Consider the following 26903-nt stretch of genomic DNA (forward strand, 5'->3'; position numbering starts at 1 on the left):
AATCCGGCCAAATGCTGGTACGGGCTACTTCTTGGCCGTTGCCTTCTTCTTGGCAGGCGCCTTGCGGGTGGCGGTGCGCTTGACCGGCCCCTTGGCGCGCTTCTCGGCCAGCAGTTCCACTGCCTGCTCCCGCGTGAGCTCCTCAAGGGAGGTGGCGCGCGGAACCGTGATGTTGGTGATGCCGTCGGTGATGTAGGGCCCGAACCGGCCCTCCTTCACCACGATGTTCTTTTCCGACACCGGGTCCGGGCCGAACTCGGCCAGCGGCGGCACCGCGGCACGGGCGCCACGCTGCTTGGGCTGGGAGTAGATCTCCAGGGCCTGTTCCAGGGTGATGGTGAAGATTTCCTCTTCGGAGCCGATGGAACGGGAGTCGGTGCCCTTCTTCAGGTACGGGCCGAACCGGCCGTTCTGGACCGTGATGAGGTTGCCTTCGGCGTCCTCCCCCAGTGCACGGGGAAGGCTCATGAGCTGCAGTGCCTCGTCCAGGGTCACGGACTCGACGGTCATGGACTTGAACAGCGAGCCCGTGCGCGGCTTGGCCTTGACCGGCTTCTTGGGCGGCTTGGGCTTGCCGTTCTTGTAGTACTCCACAGGCTGCTTGGCCAGTTCGTCATCCGTCATCTCGGGAATGATCTCGGTGACGTAGGCGCCGTAGCGGCCATTCTTGGCCACCACCGTGTGGCCCGTGTGCGGATCGGTGCCGAGCACGCGCTCCTCCGGGGCCGCCGTCTCCATCAGCTCGATGGCCTTGGCAGCGGTCAGCTCGTCGGGCGCCAGGTCCTCAGGAACGTTGGCGCGGGCCGATTCCACGATTTCGCCGGTCTTCGGGTCCACCACGGCGGCCGAGCTTTCCAGGTACGGGCCGAACTTGCCCACCCGAAGCGTGATCTCGTCCGTGATGGGGATTGAGTTGATTTCCCTGGCGTCGATCTCGCCCAGGTTGTTGACGATACTCAACAGGCCGGGGTCTGAATCCTCGCCGAAGTAGAAGTGCCGCAGCCAGGAGGCCCCGGCTTCCTGTCCGTTGGCGATCTTGTCCAGGTCGCCTTCCATGTCGGCGGTGAACTCGTAATCCACGTAGTCGGAGAAGTGCTGCTCCAGCAGGCGGATAACCGAGAAGGCGATCCAGCTGGGAACCAAGGCCGAGCCCTGTTTCCGGACGTAGCCGCGGTCCTGGATGGTGGAAATGGTGGAAGCGTAGGTGGACGGGCGGCCGATGCCCTTCTTCTCCAGTTCCGCGGTGAGGGATGCTTCGGTGTAACGCGGCGGCGGGGAGGTCTCGTGGCCCACGGCCTGGATGTCCGTTGCGGTGAGGGAGTCGTCCTTGGCCACGTTGGGCAGCCGGCGGGCTTCGTCGGAGTCGTCGTCGCCGCGGGTCTCGTCCTTGCCTTCCTCATAGGCGGCGAGGAAGCCGGGGAACGTGATCACGGTGCCGGAGGCGGAGAACTCGGCGTCCCGCCCGTCGGTGGACACGGCACCCAGGCGGATGGTGGCCGTCGAACCCTTGGCATCGCCCATCTGGGAGGCGACGGTGCGCTTCCAGATGAGTTCGTACAGGCGGAACTCGTCCCCGGACAGCTGTTTCGCCACCTGGGCAGGCGTGCGGAAGGAGTCACCGGCGGGACGGATGGCCTCGTGCGCTTCCTGCGCGTTGGCGGCCTTGTTCGAGTACACACGCGGGGACTGCGGCACGTATTCCGGACCGTACAGCTCGGACGCCTGCCGGCGGGCGGCGGTGACGGCCTCGTCGCTCAGTGCCGAGGAGTCGGTACGCATATAAGTGATGTAGCCGTTTTCATACAGCCGCTGGGCGATCTGCATGGTGCTCTTCGAGGAGAAGCGCAGCTTGCGGCCGGCCTCCTGCTGCAGCGTGGAGGTGGTGAACGGCGCAGCGGGACGGCGCGTGTACGGCTTGGTGTCCACTGAGCGGACACGGAAGTCCGCGTTCTGCAGTCCGGCCGCCAGGGACGTTGCCAGTTCCTCGTTGAGGTGGGCCACGTTCCGGGAGGTGAGCTCACCGTTGTCGTTGAAGTCGCGGCCCGTCGCCACCTTGGCGCCGTCCACGGCGGCAAGCTTGGCCTTGAACGAGCCGGATTCCGCGCCGAACTGGCCGGTCAGGTCCCAGTAGGAGGCAGCCTTGAAGGCCATCCGCTCGCGTTCGCGGTCCACCACCATGCGGGTGACCACGGACTGCACGCGCCCGGCGGAGAGGCCGCGGGCCACCTTGCGCCACAGCACGGGCGAGATCTCGTAACCGTAGAGGCGGTCCAGGACGCGGCGGGTTTCCTGGGCGTCCACCAGGTCCTGGTCCACGTCGCGCAGGTTGCCCATGGCACGCTGGATGGCTTCCTTGGTGATTTCGCCGAACGTCATCCGGTACACCGGGACCTTGGGCTTGAGCACTTCCAGCAGGTGCCACGCGATGGCTTCGCCCTCGCGGTCCCCATCTGTTGCGAGATAAAGTTCGTCGGCGTCCTTGAGGGCGGCCTTGAGCTCGGTGACCTTTTTCTTCTTGTCCGGGGACACCACGTAGTAGGGCTTGAAATCGTGGTCAATGTCGACGGCGAACTTGCCCACTGAGGTCTTTTTCAGCTCTGCAGGCAGTTCGGACGGCTGCGGCAGGTCCCGGATGTGACCGATGGAGGCCTCCACGATGAAGCCCTCGCCCAGGTACTTGGCGATGGTCTTGCTCTTGGCCGGAGACTCCACGATCACGAGTTTCTTGCCGGTTTTGGCCTTGCTTGGCACGGTGCTCCTACAGAAAAAGGTTGCTGGGGCAGATGAGCCCATGTTCGCCTAGTTCACCATATTTTGGGGAATCGTGCGCATTCATGTGGAAAAGACGGGGCTCCATTGCGGGCTTACGGGGGCGTCCCGTCAGGCAGGGATCCCGGCCGGGATGAGGAAGCCGTCGCGGACCAGATTGGCGACGTCCGCGAGCAGCGCACCTTGGAAGGACCCGGCGTCGAAGGCTTCCTCGCCGCCAAAACCCCCGCCCAGGAGGGCCTCCAAAGCGCCGGCAATCTGCCCGGCGGTAAGGTCGCCGTCGCACGCTGACACGAACCCGGCCAGCTCGGTGCTCATCAGGTTCGTGCGGCGCAGCCCGGCACCCTGCCGGAGCAGGATCACGCCTGGGTGCTCGGCGCCGGGGCGCTGGTGGCGTTCCTCGGTAACGTCGTCCGCCACCAGCAGATGCGTGTTGCCAAGATCATGCGCAGCGAGCCAGTCACAACGGTCGACGGCGGCACCCAGGTGGGGGCCGATGGGCTGCTCGATGGGGTAGGTGAGTTCCTCGAAGCGGCTGATGGCGGCCGGCGCACCGCTGGCAGGGCGGCGCTGCCACACCATGCCGAAGCCGATCCCGGCCACATTCCTGGAGGCGAAATCCGCAAGGTAGGCCGCGTACGCCTCCCGGTAGTGCTGCCGGTCGCGGGATTCCGAGGCGTCCTGCAGCCAGGTTTCGGCGTATTGTTCCGGGCTGACTTGCTCGCGCTGAATGAACCAGGCGTCCGTGCCCGGCTGCACCCAGGACCTGGGCCGTTCGTCCCAGGCGTCATCCGCTGGGACTTCCCAGTTCCCCAGCATCTGGGCCCAGCCGCCGGGCGCCAGGATGCCGGGCAGGTCCGTCACCAGGGACGCAACAATCTCATCTCCCGGCAGGCCGCCGTCGCGGTAGGTGAACTGGTCCGCGGCATCCTCGCCCGCGCTGCGCGGGGTGATAACGAACGGCGGGTTGGAGACCACCAGCCCGAACTCCTCGCCCGCGACCGGCTCCAACAGGGAACCCAGGCGCAGGCTCACCCGGTCCTCGAGCCGGTCCGGGTCCACCGAAAGCGCCTCAGCATTCAGCAGGATGTTGAACCGCGCGTAGGCCAGGGCCCGCTCGGAGATGTCAGTGGCGGTGACATGCTGGCAGTGGTGCAGCAGGTGGAAGGCCTGGATGCCGCAGCCCGTGCCCAGGTCCAGTGCGCGCTCGGTGTGGCGGCGGATGGTGGTCTGGACTAAGGTGGTGGACGCCTGCCCGATGCCCAGGACGTGGTCGTGCCTCAGCACGCCCGCCTGCTGATGGGCGGCAAGATCGCTGGCAACCCACAGCTCCGCTCCGCCGCTGCCGTCATCATTCTTGTCCCAGCCGTACGGCCGCAGGTCTGCCTTCGCAGTGAGCAGCGCCGAGCCGGGGACGGGCTGCACCAGCCCCAGTTCCAGGAGGCCTTCCACGCCGGTATCCGGCAGCGCAGCGTCGAGCGTTTCCCGCTCCTGTGGCTCGGCGAGGAGCCAGAGGCGGACGATGGCGGCAAGCGGCACCACGCTGTTGTCCTCCCTTACAGCCTGCTCGGCAGCGAGCAGTGCGGGAATGGTCTGGTCCCGGTTCAACGCCGCCGAGGCCGTGGGGCCCAGGAGCCGGGCAACGCCGTCGAGCGTGTAGTCCAGGCGGCGCAGGTCCGCAGCAAGCGCGGCCAGCAGGCCGGGGAGGTCGCTGCGGGGAGCGTCGGGGGTGTTGCCGGCGGTGAACTCGTAAGGGGATTTAGGCACCGCTCAAGTTTAGTCCGGCATGGCTGCGGGGTACGGTGGAGCCATGCCTTCCCGCCTTTCCCCCGTTCCGTGTGCCCGCACGGCCGCCTCGTTTGCCCCCATGGGAGGCTCGAGTGTCCGGCGCTGGCTGCGGGGGCCGGCGGCTGCCGCGGTACTCGGCCTGGCCCTGGCGGGATGTTCGCCGGTGAACTCGGTGGAAAATGCCGACGTTCCGAAGTGGCGGGCTACTGCCCTGCCATCATCTCCGGCCAACGTGGTGCTGCAGGACTCGGGGAAGATCCTCACCCGGGACCGCATCGTGCAGGAAGCCGCAAGGGTGCCCGCCGGCAGCTACACCCTCGCGGCGGTGTGCGACGGCACGGGCAAGGCATTCTTCGCCGTGTCGCTGGACGGCAAGGCCGTGGCGGAAGCCGGGGCAGCGTGCAATGGCCGGCAGGAATCCACCAGGATCACCCTTCCAGCCGCCGGACGGGTGGAAATCAGCACCTCCAGCGTGGACGCTCCGCTGCTCTACGCCTACCGGCTGGTGCCCGCGCAATAGCCCCTCCTCCGGCTCTGGCCCGCCGCCCGTTGCGGGCATAAGGTCGGACTATGCCCAGCGTGCGGAGAAACTCCGCGCCCCTTACCCGAGGGACAGCACGGGCGCCCCTGGCACCGAAGCCGGCGGCCGCCGTCGCCCTTGGACTTGTGCTTGCGGCAGGTGCGCTGGCGGCCTGTGAATATACGTACGACGACCGCGCCGGAAGCGCGCAGGGTACCGCTACCGTCGCCCCGGCGCCGGCCTTCACCCGCGACCCGCTGCAGCAGGACCCGGTCAGCGACGCCGAGCTTGGCGACTGGGTGTCGCGGGCACTGCCGGAGAGCGCCGGTCCCGTGGTCCAGGCCGATGCCGGGCTCCTGGGCGCCGGGGAGGTACGGCATGTTTCGTCACCGGTACTTGAGACCGGAACCTACATCCTGGCCATCGCCTGCCGGAGCCAGCGCCGGGTGACCTTTACGGTGCGCACCGAAACCCTCACCTTGGTGGACTTGGCCCTGCGGTGTGGCATCAACCGCGAAAACGTCATCTACCTGTCAACGGACAGCGTCCTCACGGTCCGGGTGGAGGCCAGGACGCCTGCCAACTACGCCTTCCGCGTGCGCCGGCTTTGAACGCGTCTGCTACGCCGCTGCGCAGCCGTCCGGGCAGCGGAGGGTTTCGGGGCTGGCCGCACACTCGGCGCAGTACAGCGTCAGGGTCCGGCAGCTGGGGTTGGAGCAGTTCTCGAACTTGTTGGTGGGTGCGGAGCAGCGGGCGCACGCACCGATGGTCTTGGCGTCCTCGCTGAACTCCAGGTGCATCCGCTTGTCGAAGACGTAGAGCGAGCCTTCCCAAAGTCCCTGGTCCTTGAATGCTTCGCCGTACCGGACGATGCCGCCGTCCAGCTGGTACACCTCTTTAAAGCCGCGGTTCACCATCAGGCTGGAGAGCACCTCGCAGCGGATGCCTCCGGTGCAGTAGGTGACCACCGGTTTGTCCTTCAGGGCGTCGTACTTGCCGGAGTCCAGCTCCTTGATGAAGTCATGGGTGGTGGCCACGTCCGGGACCACCGCGTCCTTGAACCGGCCAATTTGCGCTTCGAACGCGTTCCGTCCGTCGAAGAAGACCACGTCCTCGCCGTCCTGCTTCCGGGCCTCGACGAGCTCGTGCAGCTGCTCGGGCTTGAGGTGCTTCCCGCCGCCGACCACTCCGTCCGCGTCCACCTTGAGTTCTCCGGGAGCACCGAAGGAGACGATCTCGTCCCGCACCTTCACGCTGAGCCGCGGGAAGTCCTCCGCGCCGCCGTCGGACCACTTCACGTCGATGCCGCGGAAGCCGGGGTATTCCCGGGTGGTTTTGACGTACTGCTTAACAGCGCGGATTTCCCCGCCCACCGTGGCATTGATCCCGTCCTTGGAGATGAGGATGCGGCCGGTCAGGCCCAGCTTCTCGCACAGCGCGCGCTGCCAGAGCCGCACCGCATCGGGATCGGCGATGGGGGTAAAGCCGTAAAAGAGCACAATCTTGTTCAAAGCCACGTATTTAAGGGTACCGGCTGGGCTGTCTGTCCCTGCCTGCCCCTGCCTGCCCCGCATAACCCAGCCCTGGTGCTCATCACAATTGCATAAGCACTTCCACACCCCCTGTTGCTGGCGATCGGGCTGGAATATTGTTCATCCCATGAGTCCGGAAACCCTGGTTGAAGACATCACTGGCCTGCTCGAAGTGTGGGTTGCCGGCTGGGCGGGATGTCGCGGCTACCGGACCTCCACGGAGGGCCGCTTCCCCTCCGTGCTCCGGTCCGACACAAGTGGGGAGTGGGAAGTCTTCGCCTCCGAACCCACGGCGGATGAGTTCGCAGCACTGGCCGCCAGGACGGCCGAATCCCCGGCCCGCCTGCTCACCGTCCTCACCAACGACCCCTCCCGGTATGCGGACCTGGCTGCCCGGCACGGGCTGAATGTCACCTCTGACACGCAAACGATGATGATCGTGGACATGGAGACCCAGGACGCCGAGGACCCCTGGCTTTCCGACGATGAGCTGAGCCTGTCCACCTTCGAGCAGGATGGCGTCCACTATGCCGAGGTCCGTTCCGGAGATGCCCTAGCGGCGAGCGGCAGGGTGTTCGTAGTGGGTGACACCGCAGTGTTCGACAAGATCATCACCGAACCCCGGTTCCAGCGCAGGGGCTTGGGCAGCTTCATCATGCGCGCCCTGGCGGCCCAGGCCTTCGGCCACGACGTGCGGACCGGCCTCCTGCTGGCTTCGGTAGACGGGCAGAAGCTCTACTCACACCTCGGCTGGACCACGGTAGCGCGGGTCCTGATGCTCTCGGCGTCCCACGAGGGCGCGGACCTCTCGCTGAGCTGAAGCTGGCTGCCCGGTTTTTCCGTGGGCGAACCGCTGGCCGTGCGTTAGGCGCCGGATGAAAGAATGGTGGGGTGAACCCCCATGACTCCCTGATTCCTTTGCTGGGCCGCGGCCCGGACCCGGAGCAGCTTCGTCATGTCCATACCATCCCCGCGCGGGAGGCGGTCCACGCACCATGGCCTGAGTGGCTGCATCCGGACATCGCTGAGGCATACGGCTCCCTCGGCATCCGGGAGCCATACCTGCATCAGGTGGATGCGGCCAACGCAGCCCACTCGGGCCAGCACGTCGTGGTGGCTACCGGAACCGCATCCGGAAAGTCCCTGGCGTACCAGCTGCCGGCGCTAGACGCGATCCACCGGTCCGAGCTGCAGGTGCTCGCGGACCCGGGAAAAATCCACGACGACGGCGCCGTCACCCTCTACCTCTCCCCCACCAAGGCCCTGGCAGCCGACCAGTTGAACGCCATCCGTGCCCTCAAACTGCCCACCGTCCGGGCCGAAACCTACGACGGCGATACTGATCCGGCCGCGCGCCGGTGGATCCGGGACCACGCCAACTTCATCCTGGCCAACCCGGACATGCTGCACTTTGGCATCCTTCCCAACCACGCCTGGTGGGCAGGGTTTTTCCGCCGGCTGCGCTATGTAATCGTGGATGAGGCCCACAGCTACCGCGGCGTGTTCGGATCGCATGTGGCCAACCTGATGCGGCGGCTCCGCAGGATCTGCGCCTATTACGGGGCAGGAACGGCGTTCCCGGAGCCCGTGTTCATTGCGGCCTCCGCCACCGCTTCGGAGCCCGATGTCTCCTTCTCCCGCCTCATCGGCGCCCCCGTAAAGGCGGTGTCCAGCGACTGTTCGCCTCACGGGGCCACCACCGTGGCATTGTGGGAACCGGCGCTGACCGAAGTCCGGGGTGAGAACGGAGCCAAGGAGCGGCGGACCGCTGTTGCGGAGACTTCGGACCTGCTGGCCAACCTGGTGTCAGCCCGGATCCGCACCATTGCCTTCATCAAGTCCCGGCGCGGGGCCGAGACCATCTCCGCCATCACCAAACGCCTCCTTGACGAGGTGGATCCCAGCCTTCCCCAGCGGGTGGCGGCCTACCGTTCCGGATACCTGCCGGAGGAACGGCGTGCTGTGGAAAAAGCCCTGCGTTCAGGGCAGCTGCTGGGCGTTTCCAGCACATCCGCCCTGGAGCTGGGCATCGACATCTCCGGCCTTGACGCCGTCCTGGTGGCCGGCTGGCCGGGCACGCGCGCATCGCTGTTCCAGCAGATAGGCAGGGCCGGCCGCGCGGGCCAGGACGCCATTGCGGCGTTTGTGGCCAGCGACGATCCGCTGGACACGTTCCTGGTGAACCACCCCGAAGCCATCTTCGACGTATCGGTCGAGGCCACCGTCTTTGACCCTTCCAACCCTTACGTGCTCGGACCGCACCTGTGCGCGGCGGCAGCGGAACTTCCGCTGGGACCTGCCGAGCTCGACCTCTTCGGCCGAACCGCCGAAATGCTCCTGGACCGGTTGGTGGCACAGGGCTACCTCCGGCGGCGGCCCGCGGGCTGGTTCTGGACCCACTCGCAGAGCGCCGCCGCCATGGTCAATCTCCGGGCCGACGGTGGCGGGCCGGTCAGCATCGTCGATGCCGAGACCGGTTCCCTCCTGGGAACGATGGACTCGCCGCAGACCCACTACCAGGCGCACACTGGCGCGGTGTACGTCCACCAGGGCGACACCTACGTGGTGGAGGACCTGAACGAGGACGACCACTGCGTCATGGTGCGCCGGGCAAATCCCGACTACTACACCACTGCACGGGATGTGACCCAGATCGAGGTCCTGGACACCGTGCGGACCATGCAGTGGGGCGATGTCACGGTCCACTTTGGCGATGTGAAGGTCACCACGCAAGTTGTCTCCTTCCAGCGCAAAGCCCTGATTTCCAACGAGGTCCTCGGGGAGGAGCCGCTTGAGCTGGGTGCACGCGAGCTCTTCACCAAGGCGGTCTGGTTTGTGGTGGACAACCGTTCGCTGACCGGGGCCGGACTGATTGAAGCGCAGTTTCCCGGTGCCCTGCACGCAGCGGAGCACGCAGCAATCGGGCTCCTGCCCCTCGTTGCATCCAGCGACCGCTGGGACATCGGCGGGGTCTCCACTGCCCTGCACGCCGACACCGGAGTGCCCACCATCTTCGTGTACGACGGGCACCCCGGCGGGGCTGGCTTTGCCGAACGGGGATTCGACAAAGCCATGGTGTGGCTGGCAGCGACCCGCGACGCCATCAAGGCCTGCGAGTGCGAGGCTGGCTGCCCGTCCTGCGTCCAGTCGCCAAAGTGCGGAAACAAGAACAACCCGCTGGACAAGGCTGCCGCGGTGACCCTGCTGGATGTCCTGCTCAAGGACGCCACGGAAGCGGTGCCGGTGGAACAGGAAGCCCGGAACTGACTCCCGCAAGGCCGCGATTCCTATGGTGGAGGTCCGGCCCGGGCACGACCGGTGGCCGCGCCCAACAGTGAGCGCTCCGCAAGCTCGGTCCGCACCTCAATGGTTTGTCCCGCCCCCTCGGTGCAGCCGAGGACCGTTGCCGCGTGGCGGGCTGCCACCTCGGCGGCAACCGTGCAGGGCTCGCCACTGCTGATGCCGCGAAGTGCGTCCGCCGCTGCAAGCGCGGCCAGGTCTGCGGCCGATGCCGCACGGCTTGCAAGTACCGCTGACTGGGCCAGCAGCAGCATGACCGCCATTGCCGTTATGACCACAAGTGCCAGCCCTGCAGCCAGGACGGTCCCCGAACCGCGCTCACTCCTATCGTCGAACCCCCACCGCCAACGGCCGGTAGCAGGCCTGGGAACAGGGCGGTCCCGACTGGCCTGGGCCCTGCGGCACCGCCTGGTTGAAGGGCTGTTGCACCGCCTGGCCGGGCCGCCTCCGCACTGCCCCGTTAGAGCGCTGTCGCACGGACTGGCCGGGCCGCCTCCGCACTGCCCCGTTAGAGCGCTGTCGCACGGACTGGCCGGGTTACCTGCGTTACCCACAGGGCGTAGCTTGGCTTGCTCCATCATTTGAGCCCTGCGCCCTCGGTCAGGCCACCGCCAACGCCACCGCCCACTCGGGTCCCCGCTGTTTCACTGCGCGTTGTGGCACGGGCGGTGAGGGTCCAGGGGATGGCGGATCCTAAAGGTCCTGATACCCGGTCCGTCACGGTGATACTGAACCATCCGCCGTCAGCAGAGACGGATGCCGCCGCCGAGCCGCCGGCAAGCGTCCGGACTGTCCGTTCCACCGCTGCCGGGTCATCGCCTCTCGCCAAAGCCCTGGCACCGGCCCGGGCTCCCTCTTCGATACGCAGCTGCGTCATGCCCGCGGCGGCACCGGCAAGCAGCATGGCCAGCAGCGCCAGCACGGCAGGAAGTGCCACGGCAAACTCTGCCGTTACCGCACCGCGTGCGTTGACTACTGCGTTCAATGCCCTGCCTCCATGCCCACCGCCGTTCCCGCTGGCTGCTTTAGTGCCGGTGATGCGGCAACACGCGACTGCGACCCCGGACACCGGGCTGCTGACGACTCGGCTGCAGTCCACGCTGCCGGTGCTAGTTGGAAGCGGTCGGCCGGAACGAAGGAGAGTCACGGCAGGTGTTGGTGTCACGGCAGCGCCAAGGCGGTGCGAATGAGGTTGAGCAGGAAACCCCGAACTTCATCGCTGCGGAGGATGAACACAAGCAGCCCGGCAAACCCAACCGCGGCCAGGGTGGCGATGGCATACTCCGCAGTTGCCATTCCGGCTTCGGAAAACATCAGCGTTGCGGTGCGCGGGGACTTCGACGAGGCGCGGGCTGGACCGGACACGACTGGGCGGCTATCCACCGAGCGGGGACCAACAAAACCATGCCCCACTGAATTGGGGTAGAGCTCCACCACGTTGCCTGGCAGAGGGACGGACGTGGTCGGGGCTGAAACTGTTGGGGCCGATGCCTTCCTGGAAGGTGCGTCCACGAGCGGTGCAGGGCTGGAAGGGTATTGGGTGCCGCCGGAGTTACGAAGGCGGCCCTCACCTCGACCGGACTGCAGCGGCCCTGGCCGCAGTCCGGAAGCGGCGAGCGCAGAGGTCCCGGCGGAGTAGCTGGCGGAGTACTGACGACGGCGGTGGTTGGTGGACATATGGTTTCCTTTCGGTTGTTTTGCCGGTGGCTTTGCCGGCTGCCTTTGACTCTTCCCCGCGTACCTGTAGCCGGTAAGGGAAGCGGTTCGCTAAGTGGAAAAGCCGGGCATCTCTCCCTGTGTGGAGGAAGAGATGCCCACGAATGACTGCACGTGAAGCAGGCCGGAACCATCGACTCTGGTAGCCGGACGACACTGGCCTGCTGGGAGCCTGACGGCACTCGCCCGCTACGAGCCTGACGGCACCAGGGCCAGCAGCACCGGCACGACTCCAAGGCAAATGAAGGCAGGAAGCGAGCACAGGCCCAGCGGAACCACCAGCTTTACCCCAAGCGAGGCAGCACGCTTTTCCGCGGCCCGGAACCGCTCGCGGCGAAGCCTTGCGGCCTGGGCATAAAGGATCGCGGAGGACGGAGCGCCGGTGAGGGCTGCGAACGCCAGGGCATCACGGAGCTCCAGGATCCCGGTGCTGCGGACGGCGGAGCTGCGCCAGGCGGTCTCCCAGTCGGCGCCGATGGCCAGTGCCGAAACCACGGGCCGCAGCGAGTCCCGGTACTCCGGTGCCGCCGAGGCGGCCACCAGCTCGAGCGATCGCCCAATCCCGGCCCCGGCGTCGAGCATCGCTGCAACGAGTTCAAGCATCATCGCCGTATCGTTCAGGCCCCTGCCGTGACTGCTTCCGGGCCCAGCGGTGGCCTTTGCACCCGGCACTGGAGGAGCCAGGCGGCGAAGCCGTTGGCGGGAACGGTCATGGCTGGAACAGGCGAGCCAGGCGCCGGCCGCGAGCAGCAGGAAGAGCGCGAGGCCCGGGCCCAAACCCGTGCTCATGGAGTTCCTGACCCGGCGGCGGCCGCTACAAGTCGCGCGGACCAGGCCCTCCCCGCAACCGTGAGGACTGCTCCGCCCAACAGTGCCGCCAGTCCTGGAGGTGTTCCCAGCAGGGTGGCCAGTGGGTCCACCCCCAGGGCCGCACCCAGTCCAAGACCCATCAATGGAAGCCAGGTCAGTAGCCGGACGGTTGCCTTGGGCCCGGCGAGGGCTGTTTGCCGCGCCGCGTCTGCGTCATCCTCCGCTTCGAGCTGGGCCGCAAAGCGCGCCAGCACGTCGGCGAGCGGACATCCGCTGGCTTCTGCGATGTCGAAGCAGGCAGCGAGCTGGGACCAGGTCCGGGCCTCCCTGTCCCTGCCCTTGAAGGCTGTGGGCAGTGCCCGCCGGATGGCTTCGGCTACGGGAGCTCCCGTTGCGGCAGCCGCCCGCGCGGACGCGAGTACGGCAGCTGATCCCTCTGAGAGCGCCGAGCCGGCGTGGAGTGGCCCCCAATGCGGCTGCCCGTTCCCGTTGGGGACGCCGTAGACCGTCCAGAGTTCGTCCCACAGACGCCCAGGTGTTCGTCCACCCCTGAGCAGCGCCGCAAGCTGCTGCACCACCAGGGTCAGGCCGGGCTGTCTCGTCGTTTTGGCGTTTCCGCCGGCCGCCCTGGCCCACGGCAGTTTCCGAATCCTTGGAAGCGCGGGCGATTTGGGACTGCTCCTGGTTGCTGCCCGCAGCCTGGAGGCAGCATCCAGGGGCGGCTTGAGGAGCAACAGCACAGCAGCGCACAGCACCAGGGTGAAGAGAGGAGTCACAACGCGCCCTCGGGGTCCATCCCCAGCCGGGCTGCCAGCGCCGGCCATGCAGGGCCCGGAGTCCCCGATTGTCCAACGGCCGGCACCACCGTCAGTCCTTCCGGGCCGTCATTGATGAGTCCAATGCACAGGACTTCCCTTCCCCGCTGCGTCCTGCCGACGTGGATGACCACATCCAGCGCGCTGGCGGCCTGGAGCCGCACCGCCTCGGGGCCGAGCCCTGCGAGCGCGCCGAGGGCGTTGAGCCTGGCGGGTACGGCTGCTGCCGTGTTTGCGTGAATGGTGCCTCCGCCCCCGCTGTGCCCGGTGTTCATCGCGGTGAGGAGCTCACGTACTTCAGCGCCCCGGCACTCCCCCACCACCAGCCTGTCCGGGCGCATCCGCAGCGCCTGGCGAACCAGTTCCCCCAAGTCCACCGCGCCGCCGCCTTCAAGGTTTCCGTGGCGTGATTCGAGCGCGACGACGTGTGGGTGGACAGGGTTCAGTTCGGACGCGTCCTCGATCAGGACCAAACGCTCTTCCACGGAACACAGGCCGAGCAGGGTGGACAGCAGGGTCGTCTTGCCGGAGCCCGTAGCCCCGCTGATAAGGAAACTCAACCTTTGCGCGACAACCCTCTCCAGCACCGCACGCACTCCCGGCACGAACATGCCGCCGGAGCCCAGCTCCGCCATGGTGAAGACACGTTCCCTCCGGATCCGGACGCTCAGCAGCGTCCCGGACGTGGATACCGGCGGCAACACGGCATGGACACGGTAACCGCCGGCAAGCCTGACATCGACACAGGGTGAACCGTCATCGAGGCGGCGACCGCCTGCAGCCACGAGCCTGCAGGCCAGTGCCCGCAGCTGTGCCTCTCCGTCGAACAGGACGGCAACGCGTTCGATGCCCCGCCCCCGGTCCACCCAGACGGAGTCGGGAGCGTTGACGAAGATGTCTGTGACGCCGGGGTCGCGCGTCAGCTCCTGCAGCGGCCCCAGCCCATTGAGCTCGGCGCTGATCCGCTCCACGGCTGCGAGCGATCCGGCGGTACCTAACAATTTGCCCGTGGCCTGGACCGCCGCGGCCACTCGGGACGGCGTCACCGCTCCGGCCTCAGCCATCATCGACTCGCGGACGGATTCCAGCAGCCCGGAATCCACGGCCCTGCCGGTGCCGGCGGTGTCCCTGCCGCGCCCGGCGCGTCCAGCCTGGTTCGCTGCCAGGATCCGGGCGCTGCGCCGTTCCCCGAGGCCGCCCGCCCCTGGGGTCCTGCCCGTTTCCGGGGCCGACGTTATCGGAGTACCCCATGCCCGCCTCACGCCATGTCCTCCGCCTGCAGATCCTCTCCGAGCCAGTCGAGCACGGTTCCGCCGAAGTGCCGCACATTCCGCCGCTTACCCAGGTCCAAAAGCCGCCCGGATTCCATAGCCCCGGCGACAGCACGCAGTTCGGGGATACGGCCCTGCACCGGCAGCCCCACGGCCTCAGCGATCAGGGAACTGTCGAGCGCCGCGCCGGTCCGCCCCCGTACCAGGAGGGCCCCCTCCACCGGGGGAAGCTCCTGCAGCAGGCGTACGGCCGCCACCGCCGCCTTCAGCTGGGCCCGCACCACCAGCAAGATGCGGTCGCAGTCCCATGCCACTGTGTGGAGCGGCTCGGCACCGCGTCCCACGTCGACGACAACCAGTTCGTATCCCCGCCGCGCGGCGTCGAGAACCCCGGCTGCGGCAGCGGCGGCGACTGCAGCGGGCGGTTCCCGGGTGGCAGGCCAGGACAGGAAGGAAAAGCCGCCGGCGACCGGGAGGGAATCTGAGAGCTGCAGCGGGTCAATGCTTCCCCTGGCCTCGGCGAGGTCCGGCCAGCGCAGACCGGGACTCTCCTCGGCGGCAAGCGCCAGTTCCAGTCCTCCTCCCCAAGGGTCGCCGTCAACCAACAGAACCCTGGCGCCCAGCCCTGCCGCGGCCTGCGCTATCCAGATGGCGGCGGTAGTGGCCCCGGCGCCACCACAGCCGCCGATAACACCGAGGACCAGGCCGCCCGGACCCGGCGAGCGCGACCGGCTGAGATGGTCCGCCAGCCAGGCTGCGGCGTCAGGCAGCACTGCAACACGTTCGGCACCCAGAGCAGCCGCAAGATGCCAAAGGCTGTCCCCCTCGCCGTCAAGGCCCACCATGACCGCGGGCGTACTCCGCCGGGGCGGCAGTTCCCTAATGTCGCTTCCCACCAGGACGGCCGATGCAGAATCCCAGTAGGGCCCGCCCTCCACCGCGTCCTCGACGACGCGCAACTGGGCGCCGGCGGCTGCCACAATGCGCTCCACTTCGGCGCGGAGGACGCCGGAGGAGGTGACCAGCAGTACCTCGCCCGGACCCACCGCCACTGACGCACCCGGCACCGGATCGGCGAGCGATGCGTCGTGCCGGGCGGCACCATATGGCCCGGCCCCATAGTGACCGGCGCCATCCGGAAGCCATGGGGCACCACGTTCCCCCGTCCCGACGGACAAGGGATCCCCGGGCGCCAAGGGACTCCCCGGTGGTGCTGAGGCCGGATCCGTTGGCGGCCAGGAGGAAGCTCCCGTCTTTTCCTGCCCGGATGGCGCTGCGTTCAACTGGTGCCTGCTCATGGAACCACTTTGTTCCTGCACCATCGCCCAGGTAAGGGAGCACATCCTGTATGTGGACAACCCGGAACTGCGTCATCTCCAGACAGGGCACAATGGGAGCATGTACCTGCTGCTCGCCGCCCACCCCCGCGGCGCGGCCCTCCAGGAACTGACCCAGGCCGGGCATGCCCAGCCGGCCAACCCCGAACCCCAAGTGGTGGCACTCAGCGACCTCGCCGCCGTCGTCCGCGAACTCGAAGCCACGCGCCCGGGCGGCCTGCCGCCCCGCTGGATCTGGCACCGGACCCAGGACTGGTACCCGCAGCTGCTCGCCTCCGGCGTGGAAGTGGAACGCTGCTATGACCTCACACTCTGCGGCAACATCCTGGCCTTTTCCCAGTTCAGCGCCCACACGGACTACGCCAGGAACACCGACCGAACCCCGGTGGAGGATCCCGTGCTTCCCCCGAAAGCGCTGCTGCCGCCCCGTCCCCCGGCCGACCAGGGTGCACTGTTCGATGATCCCGCGACCGGCCCGCCGCCGGGCGTTGCCCTTGAGGACCTTCGGACCGAATACGCTGCCCAGCAGGGCGCACTGGCGGAGGTGGACACGGAGGATAACCGCCGTAAGCGCCTTCAGCTGCTGCTCGCGGCGGAGTCGGCTGCCGCCATGGTGGCTGCTGAGATGCAGCACGCAGGCGTTCCCTGGCGGGAGGACCTGCACGAACAGATCCTCGTCAGCCATCTCGGTCCGCGCCCGCCGGCCGGCCAGCGGCCGCAAAAGCTTGAAGCGCTGGCCGCGGAACTGCGCTCCCTGCTCCAGGCTCCCGGGCTCAACCCGGATTCGCCGCAGGACCTGATGCGTGCCCTCCACCGCAACGGGATCGAAGTGAAAAGCACCCGCAAGTGGGAGCTCAGGGAGTACACACACGCGGCTATCGAACCATTGCTGGAGTACAAGAAACTCTCCCGCCTGCACACCGCCAACGGCTGGTCCTGGCTGGACGCCTGGGTGGACGGCGGCCGGTTCCGACCGGAGTATGTGGTGGGCGGCGTGGTGTCGGGGCGTTGGGCGTCCCGGGGCGGCGGCGCGCTCCAGATCCCGCGCCAGGTCCGCGGCGCGGTGCACGCCGATCCAGGCCACAAGCTCATCGTTGCGGACGCATCGCAGCTGGAACCGCGCGTCCTGGTGGCCCTTGCCCAGGATTCCACCATGGCGGAGGCGGCTCGGGACCAGGACCTTTATGCCGGCATCGCTGCCAAGGGTTTCGGCGGCGACCGGGCCAAGGCAAAGATGGCATTGCTGGGCGCCATGTACGGGGCCACCTCGGGTGAGGCAGGTCGGCTCATGCCGCAGCTGGCGCGCACCTATCCGCGCGCCGTGGACTTCGTGGAGAGGGCAGCAAGGGCGGGCGAAGCCGGCGGGACGGTGACCACGCGGCTGGGCCGGAGCAGCCCCCCGCCTTCGGAACGGTGGTTCCTAAGCCAGCGATCGGCAACAGCGGAGGAGCAGCGCCGGGCGGAGTCCATTGCCCGGAGCCGGGGGCGCTTCACCAGGAACTTCGTGGTCCAGGGGTCGGCGGCGGATTGGGCGGCGTGCTGGCTGGCGGAATTACGACGGCGGCTGCGCACCTTGCGGACGCCAGGCACCGGTGGAGGTGGCGGTGCTGTCCTGGCTGAGCTGGTCTTCTTCCTGCACGATGAGGTGATGGTGCATGCGCCCGCGGACGGCGTCGACGCCTGCATCAGGGCGATCGAGGAGTCGGCCAGGGCTGCGAAGGAACTGTTGTTCGGTCCTATCCCTGTGGAGTTTCCGGTCAGCCTCGCCGTGGTTGACTCCTACGACCTCGCGAAATAACAGTCCCCGGCGCGTCAACAGCTTGCGTTCGAGACGCAAAGTAATCTACCCGGCGGTAGCTATGCGGGTCCGGTGACTGACGTTACAGTCGTAGCGGCGACTGAAGCAGATCGGTCCGCACGCTGATGCAATGACGCATACCAGGGAGGTCCCCGTCCATGGCGGGAAGATTTGAAATCCACCGTGCAGGCGACGAGTCGTACCGGTTGCGGCTCACCGACGCCGAGGGCAATGTGGTTGCGGTGTCGCCAACCTTTCGGTCCCTGAGCCTGCTCCGCGATGGCATCAATGCCATGCGTGAGAACGCCGCCACGGGAATCGTGGTGGACTTGCGCCAGCAGGCCTGAAACTAGACTCCCATGGGATGCAGCCGGTTCCGGTCCCACGGAACCGACCAGCCGAGTTGGTCGAAGAGGCCGCTCAGCACAATGCCGGTGAAGCCCCACACCACTACGCCGTTGACGGTGAAGGCAGGACTGTCAAAGGTGCGGCCTGCCCGGTGCACGGTGGCCATGACCCGGTTGTCCGGATCCAGCAGGTCGCGGACGGGAACGCGGAAAACCTGCGCGGATTCGGCGTAGTCCACCACCCGGACCGGAGACGGGGAATGCCACCACCCGAGCACCGGCGTCACCAGGAAGTTGCTGTGTGCCAGGCCAAGCTCCTGGAGCGTGCCCAGGACCTCAACCCCGCCTGAGTCCAGTCCGGTCTCCTCCTCTGCTTCGCGGAGTGCCGCGGCCACTGCGGTTTCTCCCCTGTCGATGCCGCCGCCGGGGAACGCAACCTGCCCTGGATGCGACCCCAGGGTGTGGGCGCGTTCGAGGAGCAAAACGTCCAGGTCAGCCGGCGCCAATGGCTTGCCGGACTCCGCCGGGACGTCGTCAAGGACACCGAAAAGCATCAGGACAGCGGCCCTGCGGGCATGTGCGGCATCCACCGTGAGCGCGGCCCAGCGGGGGTGGGGAGGCCCGGCCGTTCCGGATTCCGCCCTCCTGATCAGCTCAGCCAGGTCTTCGCGTGCGCTCACGGTGTCCTCAGCTGGGAGGCCATCCGGATTTCCGCGGCCCGGTGTTCCTCTGCCAGGTACTGCGCCAGCAATTCCTCGCTGCCGGGCGCAAGTTCGTATTTGAGGAGCTTGGCTGCTTTGTCGGGATCAGTCTCGCCCAGCCCGTAACTGGGGCACCAGTTGGCGACGGGGCAGGCACCGCAGGCGGGCCTGCGGGCATGGCAGACGCGGCGGCCATGGAAGATGACCCGGTGGGACAGCATGGTCCAGTCCTTGCGCTCGAACAGTTCGGCCACGTCCTGTTCAATCTGCACGGGGTCCTCGGACTGGGTCCACCCGAACCGCTTGGCGAGGCGGGCGAAGTGCGTGTCAACCGAGATCCCCGGAACACCAAAGGCGTTCGCGAGCACCACATTGGCCGTTTTCCGCCCCACCCCCGGCAGCGTGACCAGGTCCTCCCTCCGGCCCGGGACCTCGCCGTCAAAGTCGTCCACCAGGCGGGTACACAGGGCAAGGACATTCCTTGCTTTCGCGCGGAAGAACCCGGTGGGCTTGAGGATCGTTTCAAGCTCGGCAGGATCCGCCTCGGCCAGCGAACGCGCGTTGGGGTAGCGCGCGAACAGCACTTTGGTGACCTGATTGACCGTGACGTCGGTTGTCTGGGCGGACAGGACGGTAGCCACCAGCAGTTCGAACGGGTTCCTGAAGTCGAGTTCCGCGTGGGCGTAAGGGTATTTCTCGGCCAGGGCCCGGTGGATGCGCCGTGCCCGCCGCTTCAGTGCCAGGACTGATTCGGACGAGACCACCGGCATCCCGGCGGCCTGGCCGGCTTTGGTGCGGACCCCGGCCACCGGCGTCAGCCGCGCTCGATGTTGCTGAGGTCGCGCAGGACGCCCAGCCGCCCGTCGGTGTGCTGGACCAGGAACTCGTGGCCGCGGTCCTCGAGTGCCAGCACCCAGCCGCCGGGTTCGATCACGAAGGCAGGGGCGCCAGTGCGGGGATCGAAGGCTGTGCGGTGCTGCGCAACCGCAAACCAGAAGGCCTCGTGGATCGGCTGGCCGTCATTTTCGTCATGGCGGCTGGCCGGGTCCACGGTTGCGCCGATGGGCTGCTCGGCGCGGACCTGCTGATGGACGGCGGTGGCGGCCGGCGGCTCGTAGGCCGCTTGCGGAGCATTGGCTGCGGGGACGTCTGCGTACTGGGTCTCCTCGGCGGCCGGCGCAGAGGCAGGGCGGACGACGTCCGCTGCCTGGGTGGGCGGACCGGCTTCCACTTCAGGGATCCGGTCGGAGACTTCCGGGGCGGTTGAGACGGGCGTCGGGGAGGCAGCGCCTTCAGCGCTGGCAGGTGCCGCGCCGGCGGCTGCGGCGCCGGAAGTGGCCGCGCCGGCATCCGGGGTGGAAGCCGGGGTGCTGCTGCTCCCGGCACCGGCAGCCGCAGCGGCCGATCCTCCTGCTGTGGCAACGGGGACTGCAGCGGTGGCAGGCGTGTGGTTTGACCGGACAGGCTCAGGACCGGCCGGCTGGGCAGAGGGCACCGGCTGGTTAACGGACCCGGGCTGGGCGGAGGAACCGGGCTGGACGGCGGAAGAGCCTGCACCCGCCCCGCCGAAGATGCCGGCGCCCTTAAGGCCGCCCTTTGACTGGCTGGGGCCGACTTCCGGCTTGGGTGCTTTGGGGGCGCGCGGCTTGCGTACCGGGACCGCGGCTTCGCGTGCCACGAGGTGCGCCGGTGCCTCGGGCCGGTCCTTGAAGTCGCCCGAGAGGTACGGCAGGAAGCGGCCCAGCACCGTGGCGGCGAAGAGGACGAGCGAACCGATCAGTCCCACCAACAGGCTGGCCACGTAGCCGCCGGCAACCGACAGGAAGAAGAAGGCAACCGCGAAGGAGGCCACCACGGACGCGAACTGGTCGATCGAGAGCGAACCAACCCGGATTTTCGTGGCAGGGGCCAGGCGGCGGGCGGCAAAGAGGGCACTGGTGATCAGCGGCAGGATGATGCCCAATCCCAGGAAGAACAGGTTGTTCAGGTTCCACAGGTTGTACCGGGTACCGAACAGGGGCAGCAGGGACGCCACAAAGAGGATCAGGGTACCGGCGAAGACGGCCAGGTCGCGCACGGTGAACGGACCGAGCACGGCCTGGTTGGCCTGGGGATCCAGCTTTCCGGCACCGGCCTTTTGTCCTGCAGCCGGTCCCTTGGCGGCACCGCCGGCAGCAGCTGGCTGCCCCGGTCCCCCGGCCGTTGTTCCGGAGCCTCCGGGCCCCGCATCGGTGTCCGGGGCCCTTCGCTGGCCGAAGCTCTGCTGGTTCATTCTGCTCTCCTTAGCGTGGCGGCACCGGGTCCTTGAGGCCCCGAAAACTGTGCCGTCTTGACATGCGGTTCCGGCCCGGCGCTGCGCGATCAGCACGTTGCCGGAGTGGTCCGAAGTGAAGTCACAATTCCATCTCAGCCTAGTCAACAGCCAAGCTGATCACTAGCTGAGGCGAGCCTTCGGGAGCGCCGCCGGAGCGATCAAGACGCCATTCACCGCTTAAAAAATGCCGCTCGCTGGCACTTCTGTGACGGGGCGCACAGAGGATGGGCGGCAAGCACTAGGCTTGGTTTCGGAACAGCTCTTTGCGGTATGTCCGTCCCGGCTGGAGCCCAGCGCCGTGCGAGCGGCGGGCCCTGCGGTGGCGGTATCCCGCGCGGCAAAGATCGATGAATGATGAGGTTCACATGTCCCAGGACACTCCCAGCTCCACCGCCACCGTTCCGTCCGGTTCCGACCAGCCGGCAGGCCAGCAGGGCCACCAGGGCGACGCCTTCGAAAACCTGCTGAGCGAGACGCGGGCCTTCCCGCCCAGCCCGGAATTCGCAGCGGACGCCGTTGTCACCGCAGCAGAGTACGACGAAGCCAGTACTGACCGGCCCGCCTTCTGGGCCAAGAAGGCACGGGAGCTGCTGACCTGGAGCAAGGACTTCACCCAGGCACTGGACTGGTCCGATCCACCGTTCGCCAAGTGGTTTGTCGGCGGTGAGCTTAACGCCGCCTACAACGCCCTGGACCGGCACGTCGAAGCCGGCAAAGGCGACCGGGTTGCCATCTACTTCGAGGGCGAGCCCGGGGACACCCGGACGTATACCTACGCGCAGCTGACTGAAGAGGTGAAGAAGGCAGCAAACGCCTTCGAATCCCTGGGCGTGGCCAAGGGCGACCGGGTGGCGGTATACCTTCCCATGATCCCGGAGGCCGTCATCACGCTGCTGGCCTGCGCCCGGATCGGCGCGGTCCACTCGGTGGTGTTCGGCGGTTTCTCCGCCGAGGCCCTGCGTTCCCGGATCGACGACGCCGAGGCCAAGCTCGTTGTCACCGCAGACGGCACCTACCGCCGTGGCAAGCCGAGCCCGCTGAAGTCGGCCGTGGATGACGCCCTGGCGCACGATGGCCACACGGTGCAGAACGTGGTGGTGGTCAAGCGCAACGGCCAGGACGTGGATTGGAAGGAAGGCCGGGACCACTGGTGGGCCGACACCGTGGAGACCGCGTCCGCCGAGCACAGCGCCGTGGGCCATGACTCCGAGCACCCGCTGTACATCCTTTACACCTCCGGTACCACCGGCAAACCCAAGGGCATCCTGCACACCACCGGCGGCTACCTCACGCAGACCGCCTACACCCACAGGGCGGTCTTTGACCTGCACCCGGAAACGGACGTGTACTGGTGCACGGCCGACGTCGGCTGGGTCACCGGGCACTCCTACGTCGCCTATGCGCCGCTCATCAACGGCGCCACCCAGGTGATGTACGAAGGCACCCCGGACTCCCCGCACCAGGGCCGCTGGTGGGAGATCGTGGAAAAGTACAAGGTCTCCATCCTCTACACCGCCCCCACCGCCATCCGCACCTTCATGAAGTGGGGCTCGGAGATTCCGGCGAAGTATGATCTCTCCTCGCTCCGCGTGCTGGGCTCGGTGGGCGAACCGATCAACCCCGAGGCCTGGATGTGGTACCGCAAGGTCATCGGCGGCGACAAAGCCCCCATCGTGGACACCTGGTGGCAGACCGAAACCGGCGCCCAGATGATCGCCCCGCTGCCCGGCGTCACGGCCACCAAGCCCGGATCGGCGCAGGTGCCGTTGCCCGGCATCGCCGTGGACGTGGTCGACGAAATGGGCGAATCGGTCCCCAACGGGCACGGCGGCTTCCTGGTGATCCGGGAGCCGTGGCCCTCCATGCTCCGCGGCATCTGGGGCGACCCGGAGCGGTTCAAGGACACCTACTGGTCGCGGTTCGAGAACATGTACTTTGCCGGGGACGGTGCCAAGAAGGACGAGGACGGCGACATCTGGCTGCTCGGGCGCGTGGACGACGTCATGAACGTCTCCGGGCACCGGCTCTCCACCACTGAGATCGAATCGGCACTGGTGAGCCACCCCGCCGTGGCGGAGGCCGCCGTCGTGGGTGCCACGGACGAAACCACCGGCCAGGCCGTCGTCGCGTTCGTCATCCTCCGCGGTGACGCCGTGAACAACGGCGACGCCACCGTCCTGGAACTGCGCAACCATGTGGGGAAGGAGATCGGACCCATCGCCAAGCCCAAGAACATCCTGGTGGTGCCCGAACTGCCCAAGACCCGCTCCGGGAAGATCATGCGCCGCCTCCTCAAGGACGTCGCAGAGGGCCGCGACCCGGGTGACGCCACTACCCTGTCCGACCCGACGATCATGCAGCAGATCGCCCAGTCGCTCAGAAAGTAACACAGGCTTAGTACCTGTCCACCATGCTGCAGGATGGCCCTGCTTCCCTGCTATTACAGGGAAGCAGGGCCATTTCGGTGTTGTGACGATTCAAATGGCATCGACACCCAAAGTGTTATTTACCGTTGTTCCATGTTCTGTTTTGCGAAGTTATAGTCGGAGCTAATGTGAGGTGCCTCACATGCGGCTAGAACTCAAGGGAGAGACCATGGCTTCACAGTTTGATGCGTCGGCAACTGCTTTCCCCAGCAGGCGGACCATCCTCAAGACCGTCGGTGTTGGCGCAATGGGCCTGGCCGGCATCCCGTTCCTCGCGGCCTGCACCGGCGGAAGCGCTCCGTCCGGCACAGGTTCCGACTCTTCCGGCCTCACGTTCGGTTCAGGTTCCTCGGACGACGTCCCCAAGCGGGCGTACCAGGCGGTCACCGATGCCTTCACAGCCAAGACCGGCAAAAAGGTCACCACCAACGTGGTGCCCCACAACGACTTCCAGAACAAGATCAATTCCTACCTGCAGGGCTCTCCCGACGACGCCTTCACCTGGTTCGCCGGCTACCGGATGCAGTACTACGCGGGCAAGGGCCTCCTCGCACCCATTGATGATGTCTGGCAGACCATTGGCGGCAACTACTCCGATGCCCTGAAGAAGGCATCCACGGGGCCGGACGGCAAGATGTACTTCGTCCCCAACTACAACTACCCATGGGGCTTCTTCTACCGGAAGAGCCTGTGGGCGGAGAAGGGGTACCAGGTGCCGGCCACCTTTGATGCGCTCAAGGCCCTGGCAACGAAAATGCAGGCAGACGGCATCATTCCCATCGGTTTTGCCGACAAGGACGGTTGGCCCGCCATGGGCACCTTCGACTACATCAATATGCGGCTCAACGGCTACCAGTTCCATGTGGACCTCTGCGCACACAAGGAATCCTGGGACCAGCAGAAAGTAACGTCCGTCTTCGACACCTGGAAGGCGCTACTGCCCTTCCAGGATCCCGCCGCCCTCGGCCAAACATGGCAGGACGCGGCCAAGGCGCTGGAAGCCAAGAAGACCGGCATGTACCTGCTGGGCTCCTTCGTCACCCAGCAGTTCACCGACCCGGCGGTGCTGTCGGACATCGACTTCTTCCCCTTCCCGGAGATCGCCATGGAGGGCCGGGACGCAGTCGAAGCCCCCATTGACGGCCTGCTGCTGTCCAAGAAAGGCGGGGACAACAAGGCGGCCCGCGACTTCATGGCATTCATGGGCACGCCCGAGGCCCAGGACGCCTATGCCAAGGTCGATAACTCGAACATCGCCACCGCAAAGGGTGCAGACACCTCGAAGTTCACACCCCTCAACAAGACATGCGCAGACACCATCAAGAACGCCAAATACATCAGCCAGTTCTTCGACCGCGACGCGTTGCCGGCCATGGCCAACAACGTGATGATCCCGGCGCTGCAGAGCTTCATCAAGGACGGCAGCGTGGACGTCAAGAACCTTGAGGCCCAGGCCAAGAACCTCTACGCAGCGCAGTAGCCCCGCCAAAGGAAGGACGACGGCGGCACGGGGCTCCCGCCGTCGTCCTGCCTCCTGCATCCAACAGCAAGGAAAGACACGCCATGAGCAGCACCGCACGAGAACTGATTCCGCCGGAGGCGCGGGAGCCGGCCGCACCTGTCCGCCGGGCCAAAGGCGGCCGCGTCCGCCGCCTGTCCGGACGCGACAAAGTGGTCCTGTCCCTGATGGTGGGCATCCCCACGCTGATCGAACTGGCGATGGTTTGGCTGCCCATGCTGATGTCGGTGGGGCTCAGCTTCACCCGGTGGAACGGCCTGGACCTTGCGGACATCCGCCCGGCGGGCACCGCAAACTACCAGTTCATCGCCCAGGACTACCCCCCGTTCTGGCCGGCTGTTCAACACAACATGCTGTGGCTGCTGTTTTTGGCCCTCATCGCCACGCCCCTGGGCCTGCTGCTCGCGGTGCTGCTGGACCAGAACATCCGCGGAAGCAAGATCTACCAAAGCATCTTCTTCGCACCCGTCATGCTGTCGCTAGCCCTGATCGGCATCATCTGGCAGCTCTTCTACCAGCGGGACAACGGCCTGCTCAACTTCCTCCTGGGCACTGCCGGCACGCCGCAGGCCGTTGACTGGTTCGGCGATTCGTCGGTCAATATCTGGGCGGCCATGATTGCGGCCACGTGGCGCCACGCCGGCTACGTCATGTTGCTCTACCTGGCAGGCCTGAAGGGCGTGGACCCCAGCCTCAAGGAGGCCGCAGCCATTGACGGCGCCTCCGCCGTGCAGACCTTCTTCCGGGTGGTTTTCCCGGCCATGCGGCCCATCAACATCGTGATTGTCGTGATCACCATCATCGAGTCCCTCCGCGCCTTCGACGTCGTCTATGTGATCAACCGCGGCACCAACGGCCTGGAAATGCTCAGCGCCCTGGTGATCCAGAACCTCGTGGGCGAAGGCCAGGTGATCGGCGTCGGCTCCGCCCTCGCTGTGGTGCTGCTGGTCATTTCACTCGTTCCCATCGTCTTCTACCTCAGCCGCACTTTTGGCAAGGAGAACCAAGCATGAGCATCGCCACAGCCCGCGCCAACGGGTCTTCCGCAGAAGCCACCGGCCGGTCCGGAAGCCGCCCCAAGCGCCATTACGGGACGCACATCTTCCTGGTGGTGATGGCCGCCGTCTGGCTGGTTCCCTTGGGCTGGTCCGTCTTCACCGCACTGCGGCCGGTGGCGTCCACCAACGAGCACGGATATTTCAGCGTTGCCGGCGAGTTCAACTTCGACAACTTCGTCCAGGCCTGGACGCAGGGAGGTTTTGCCACCTACTTCTGGAATTCCGTCATCATCACCGTGCCTGCGGTCCTGCTGACCCTGTTCCTCGCCTCGCTCATGGCCTTCGCCGTCAGCCGCGTCAGCTGGAAATTCAACATCACCCTGCTGATCATGTTCACCGCGGGAAACCTGCTGCCCCCACAGGTTCTCGCTGCGCCCCTGTTCGAGATGGCCAAGCACTTCCAGGTGCCCTACTCCTTCAGCGATTCCGGCAACATGCTCAACACCTACATCATCGTCATCGCGGTGGACACGGCGTTCCAGATGGGGTTCTGCACCTTCGTGCTCTCGAATTACATGAAGGCCCTTTCCGCCGACCTCACCGAGGCGGCATTGGTGGACGGTGCCAGCATCTGGCGGCAGTACCGCGAGATCATCCTGCCGCTGTGCCGCCCGGCGTTCGCCGCGCTGGGCACCCTGGAAGTCATCTTCATCTACAACGACTACTTCTGGCCCCTCCTGTTCATCCAGAGCGGCAACCGGCTCCCCATCACCACCGCCATCAACAACCTGCAGGGCCAGTTCCTGAACAACTACAACCTCCTGGCGGCAGGAGCGGTGATCACCGTTATCCCCACGTTGATCATCTACCTGCTCCTCCAGCGGCAGTTTGTTGCGGGGCTGACTCTCGGTTCCAGCAAGGGATAGACCATTATGGAACAAG

23 protein-coding genes are annotated in these 26903 nt (G+C 66.8%); 10 read left to right on the plus strand and 13 right to left on the minus strand.

Annotated features, from left to right (window positions below; all coding sequences use genetic code 11):
- Positions 1–24: 24 nt before the first annotated feature.
- A complete protein-coding gene (gene topA / locus LFT44_RS16840; protein ID WP_236799568.1) occupies positions 25–2751 on the minus strand; it encodes a type I DNA topoisomerase in 2727 nt (908 codons plus the stop codon).
- Positions 2752–2880: 129 nt separating this feature from the next.
- Positions 2881–4536, minus strand: coding sequence for a N5-glutamine methyltransferase family protein (locus tag LFT44_RS16845; RefSeq protein WP_236799569.1), 1656 nt, complete (start codon positions 4534–4536; stop codon positions 2881–2883).
- A gap of 43 nt (positions 4537–4579) precedes the next feature.
- On the opposite strand from LFT44_RS16845, the gene LFT44_RS16850 reads away from it, so the two are divergent.
- Together LFT44_RS16850 and LFT44_RS16855 are read left to right on the plus strand one after the other, a co-directional pair.
- Positions 4580–5077, plus strand: coding sequence for a hypothetical protein (locus LFT44_RS16850; RefSeq protein WP_236799570.1), 498 nt, complete (start codon positions 4580–4582; stop codon positions 5075–5077).
- A gap of 50 nt (positions 5078–5127) precedes the next feature.
- Positions 5128–5688 carry a hypothetical protein gene (locus tag LFT44_RS16855; RefSeq protein ID WP_235009390.1) on the plus strand — a complete coding sequence of 187 codons (561 nt, stop codon included), beginning with the start codon at positions 5128–5130 and terminating at the stop codon, positions 5686–5688.
- 9 nt (positions 5689–5697) lie between these two features.
- Here LFT44_RS16855 and trhO read toward each other — a convergent pair whose 3' ends face one another.
- On the minus strand, positions 5698–6594 hold the full coding sequence (gene trhO / locus LFT44_RS16860; protein ID WP_142132672.1) for an oxygen-dependent tRNA uridine(34) hydroxylase TrhO: 897 nt from the start codon (positions 6592–6594) through the stop codon (positions 5698–5700).
- A 142-nt stretch (positions 6595–6736) separates the two neighbouring features.
- Here trhO and LFT44_RS16865 point away from each other — a divergent pair, with 142 nt between their 5' ends.
- Together LFT44_RS16865 and LFT44_RS16870 are read left to right on the plus strand one after the other, a co-directional pair.
- Positions 6737–7429, plus strand: a complete 693-nt coding sequence (locus tag LFT44_RS16865) for a GNAT family N-acetyltransferase (protein ID WP_236799571.1) — start codon at positions 6737–6739, stop codon at positions 7427–7429.
- A 71-nt stretch (positions 7430–7500) separates the two neighbouring features.
- The gene (locus LFT44_RS16870; protein WP_236799572.1) at positions 7501–9876 is read left to right on the plus strand and encodes a DEAD/DEAH box helicase; all 2376 of its coding nucleotides are present in this window, start codon (positions 7501–7503) and stop codon (positions 9874–9876) included.
- A gap of 20 nt (positions 9877–9896) precedes the next feature.
- Here the strand turns inward: LFT44_RS16870 and LFT44_RS16875 are convergent, their stop codons facing one another.
- The 7 genes from LFT44_RS16875 to ssd form a co-directional block, all read right to left on the minus strand.
- Entirely contained in the window at positions 9897–10187 is a 291-nt protein-coding gene (locus tag LFT44_RS16875; RefSeq protein ID WP_336885532.1) for an Rv3654c family TadE-like protein, read from the minus strand.
- 299 nt (positions 10188–10486) lie between these two features.
- Complete coding sequence (locus LFT44_RS16880) at positions 10487–10894, minus strand: TadE family type IV pilus minor pilin (RefSeq protein WP_236799573.1); 408 nt, start codon at positions 10892–10894, stop codon at positions 10487–10489.
- A 176-nt stretch (positions 10895–11070) separates the two neighbouring features.
- The gene (locus tag LFT44_RS16885; RefSeq protein ID WP_236799574.1) at positions 11071–11586 is read right to left on the minus strand and encodes a DUF4244 domain-containing protein; all 516 of its coding nucleotides are present in this window, start codon (positions 11584–11586) and stop codon (positions 11071–11073) included.
- A gap of 228 nt (positions 11587–11814) precedes the next feature.
- A complete protein-coding gene (locus LFT44_RS16890; RefSeq protein ID WP_236799575.1) occupies positions 11815–12414 on the minus strand; it encodes a type II secretion system F family protein in 600 nt (199 codons plus the stop codon).
- Positions 12411–13211: a type II secretion system F family protein gene (locus tag LFT44_RS16895; protein ID WP_236799576.1), complete on the minus strand. Its 801-nt coding sequence runs from the start codon at positions 13209–13211 to the stop codon at positions 12411–12413. The genes LFT44_RS16890 and LFT44_RS16895 overlap by 4 nt, the downstream gene beginning before the upstream one ends.
- A complete protein-coding gene (locus tag LFT44_RS16900; protein ID WP_373462127.1) occupies positions 13208–14512 on the minus strand; it encodes a TadA family conjugal transfer-associated ATPase in 1305 nt (434 codons plus the stop codon). Before LFT44_RS16900 ends, LFT44_RS16895 begins: the two co-directional genes overlap by 4 nt.
- The gene (gene ssd, locus LFT44_RS16905; RefSeq protein ID WP_336885533.1) at positions 14509–15819 is read right to left on the minus strand and encodes a septum site-determining protein Ssd; all 1311 of its coding nucleotides are present in this window, start codon (positions 15817–15819) and stop codon (positions 14509–14511) included. The genes LFT44_RS16900 and ssd overlap by 4 nt, the downstream gene beginning before the upstream one ends.
- A gap of 100 nt (positions 15820–15919) precedes the next feature.
- Between ssd and LFT44_RS16910 the strand changes: the two genes are divergently transcribed.
- Positions 15920–17656, plus strand: a complete 1737-nt coding sequence (locus LFT44_RS16910; protein WP_236802935.1) for a bifunctional 3'-5' exonuclease/DNA polymerase — start codon at positions 15920–15922, stop codon at positions 17654–17656.
- Positions 17657–17814: 158 nt separating this feature from the next.
- Positions 17815–18003 (plus strand): YegP family protein, encoded by a 189-nt coding sequence (locus LFT44_RS16915; protein WP_142132665.1) that lies wholly within the window; start codon positions 17815–17817, stop codon positions 18001–18003.
- A 2-nt stretch (positions 18004–18005) separates the two neighbouring features.
- Here the strand turns inward: LFT44_RS16915 and LFT44_RS16920 are convergent, their stop codons facing one another.
- The 3 genes from LFT44_RS16920 to LFT44_RS16930 are packed head-to-tail and all read right to left on the minus strand — an operon-like array spanning position 18006 to position 20976.
- Positions 18006–18683 carry an NUDIX hydrolase gene (locus LFT44_RS16920; protein WP_236799577.1) on the minus strand — a complete coding sequence of 226 codons (678 nt, stop codon included), beginning with the start codon at positions 18681–18683 and terminating at the stop codon, positions 18006–18008.
- Entirely contained in the window at positions 18680–19474 is a 795-nt protein-coding gene (gene nth, locus LFT44_RS16925) for an endonuclease III (protein WP_236802936.1), read from the minus strand. The genes LFT44_RS16920 and nth overlap by 4 nt, the downstream gene beginning before the upstream one ends.
- 44 nt (positions 19475–19518) lie before the next feature.
- Positions 19519–20976 carry a hypothetical protein gene (locus LFT44_RS16930; RefSeq protein WP_236799578.1) on the minus strand — a complete coding sequence of 486 codons (1458 nt, stop codon included), beginning with the start codon at positions 20974–20976 and terminating at the stop codon, positions 19519–19521.
- A 407-nt stretch (positions 20977–21383) separates the two neighbouring features.
- Here LFT44_RS16930 and acs point away from each other — a divergent pair, with 407 nt between their 5' ends.
- From acs to LFT44_RS16950, 4 genes are all read left to right on the plus strand, one after another.
- The gene (gene acs, locus LFT44_RS16935) at positions 21384–23405 is read left to right on the plus strand and encodes an acetate--CoA ligase (protein WP_236802937.1); all 2022 of its coding nucleotides are present in this window, start codon (positions 21384–21386) and stop codon (positions 23403–23405) included.
- A gap of 208 nt (positions 23406–23613) precedes the next feature.
- Positions 23614–24924: an ABC transporter substrate-binding protein gene (locus LFT44_RS16940; RefSeq protein ID WP_236799579.1), complete on the plus strand. Its 1311-nt coding sequence runs from the start codon at positions 23614–23616 to the stop codon at positions 24922–24924.
- Between the two features lie 83 nt (positions 24925–25007).
- A complete protein-coding gene (locus LFT44_RS16945; RefSeq protein ID WP_236799580.1) occupies positions 25008–25976 on the plus strand; it encodes a carbohydrate ABC transporter permease in 969 nt (322 codons plus the stop codon).
- Complete coding sequence (locus LFT44_RS16950; protein ID WP_236799581.1) at positions 25973–26887, plus strand: carbohydrate ABC transporter permease; 915 nt, start codon at positions 25973–25975, stop codon at positions 26885–26887. Before LFT44_RS16945 ends, LFT44_RS16950 begins: the two co-directional genes overlap by 4 nt.
- The last annotated feature ends 16 nt before the right edge of the window (positions 26888–26903 follow it).

The organism is Arthrobacter sp. FW306-05-C (assembly GCF_021801725.1).
GTDB lineage: Bacteria > Actinomycetota > Actinomycetes > Actinomycetales > Micrococcaceae > Arthrobacter.

Coding starts and splice junctions, on each gene's coding strand:
- LFT44_RS16850 (WP_236799570.1), top strand. CDS start 4,580: ATGCCTTCCCGCCTTTCCCCCGTTCCGTGTGCCCGCACGGCCGCCTCG.
- LFT44_RS16855 (WP_235009390.1), top strand. CDS start 5,128: ATGCCCAGCGTGCGGAGAAACTCCGCGCCCCTTACCCGAGGGACAGCA.
- LFT44_RS16865 (WP_236799571.1), top strand. CDS start 6,737: ATGAGTCCGGAAACCCTGGTTGAAGACATCACTGGCCTGCTCGAAGTG.
- LFT44_RS16885 (WP_236799574.1), bottom strand. CDS start 11,586: ATGTCCACCAACCACCGCCGTCGTCAGTACTCCGCCAGCTACTCCGCC.
- LFT44_RS16890 (WP_236799575.1), bottom strand. CDS start 12,414: ATGAGCACGGGTTTGGGCCCGGGCCTCGCGCTCTTCCTGCTGCTCGCG.
- ssd (WP_336885533.1), bottom strand. CDS start 15,819: ATGAGCAGGCACCAGTTGAACGCAGCGCCATCCGGGCAGGAAAAGACG.
- LFT44_RS16910 (WP_236802935.1), top strand. CDS start 15,920: ATGTACCTGCTGCTCGCCGCCCACCCCCGCGGCGCGGCCCTCCAGGAA.
- LFT44_RS16915 (WP_142132665.1), top strand. CDS start 17,815: ATGGCGGGAAGATTTGAAATCCACCGTGCAGGCGACGAGTCGTACCGG.
- nth (WP_236802936.1), bottom strand. CDS start 19,474: ATGCCGGTGGTCTCGTCCGAATCAGTCCTGGCACTGAAGCGGCGGGCA.
- LFT44_RS16930 (WP_236799578.1), bottom strand. CDS start 20,976: ATGAACCAGCAGAGCTTCGGCCAGCGAAGGGCCCCGGACACCGATGCG.
- acs (WP_236802937.1), top strand. CDS start 21,384: ATGTCCCAGGACACTCCCAGCTCCACCGCCACCGTTCCGTCCGGTTCC.
- LFT44_RS16940 (WP_236799579.1), top strand. CDS start 23,614: ATGGCTTCACAGTTTGATGCGTCGGCAACTGCTTTCCCCAGCAGGCGG.
- LFT44_RS16945 (WP_236799580.1), top strand. CDS start 25,008: ATGAGCAGCACCGCACGAGAACTGATTCCGCCGGAGGCGCGGGAGCCG.
- LFT44_RS16950 (WP_236799581.1), top strand. CDS start 25,973: ATGAGCATCGCCACAGCCCGCGCCAACGGGTCTTCCGCAGAAGCCACC.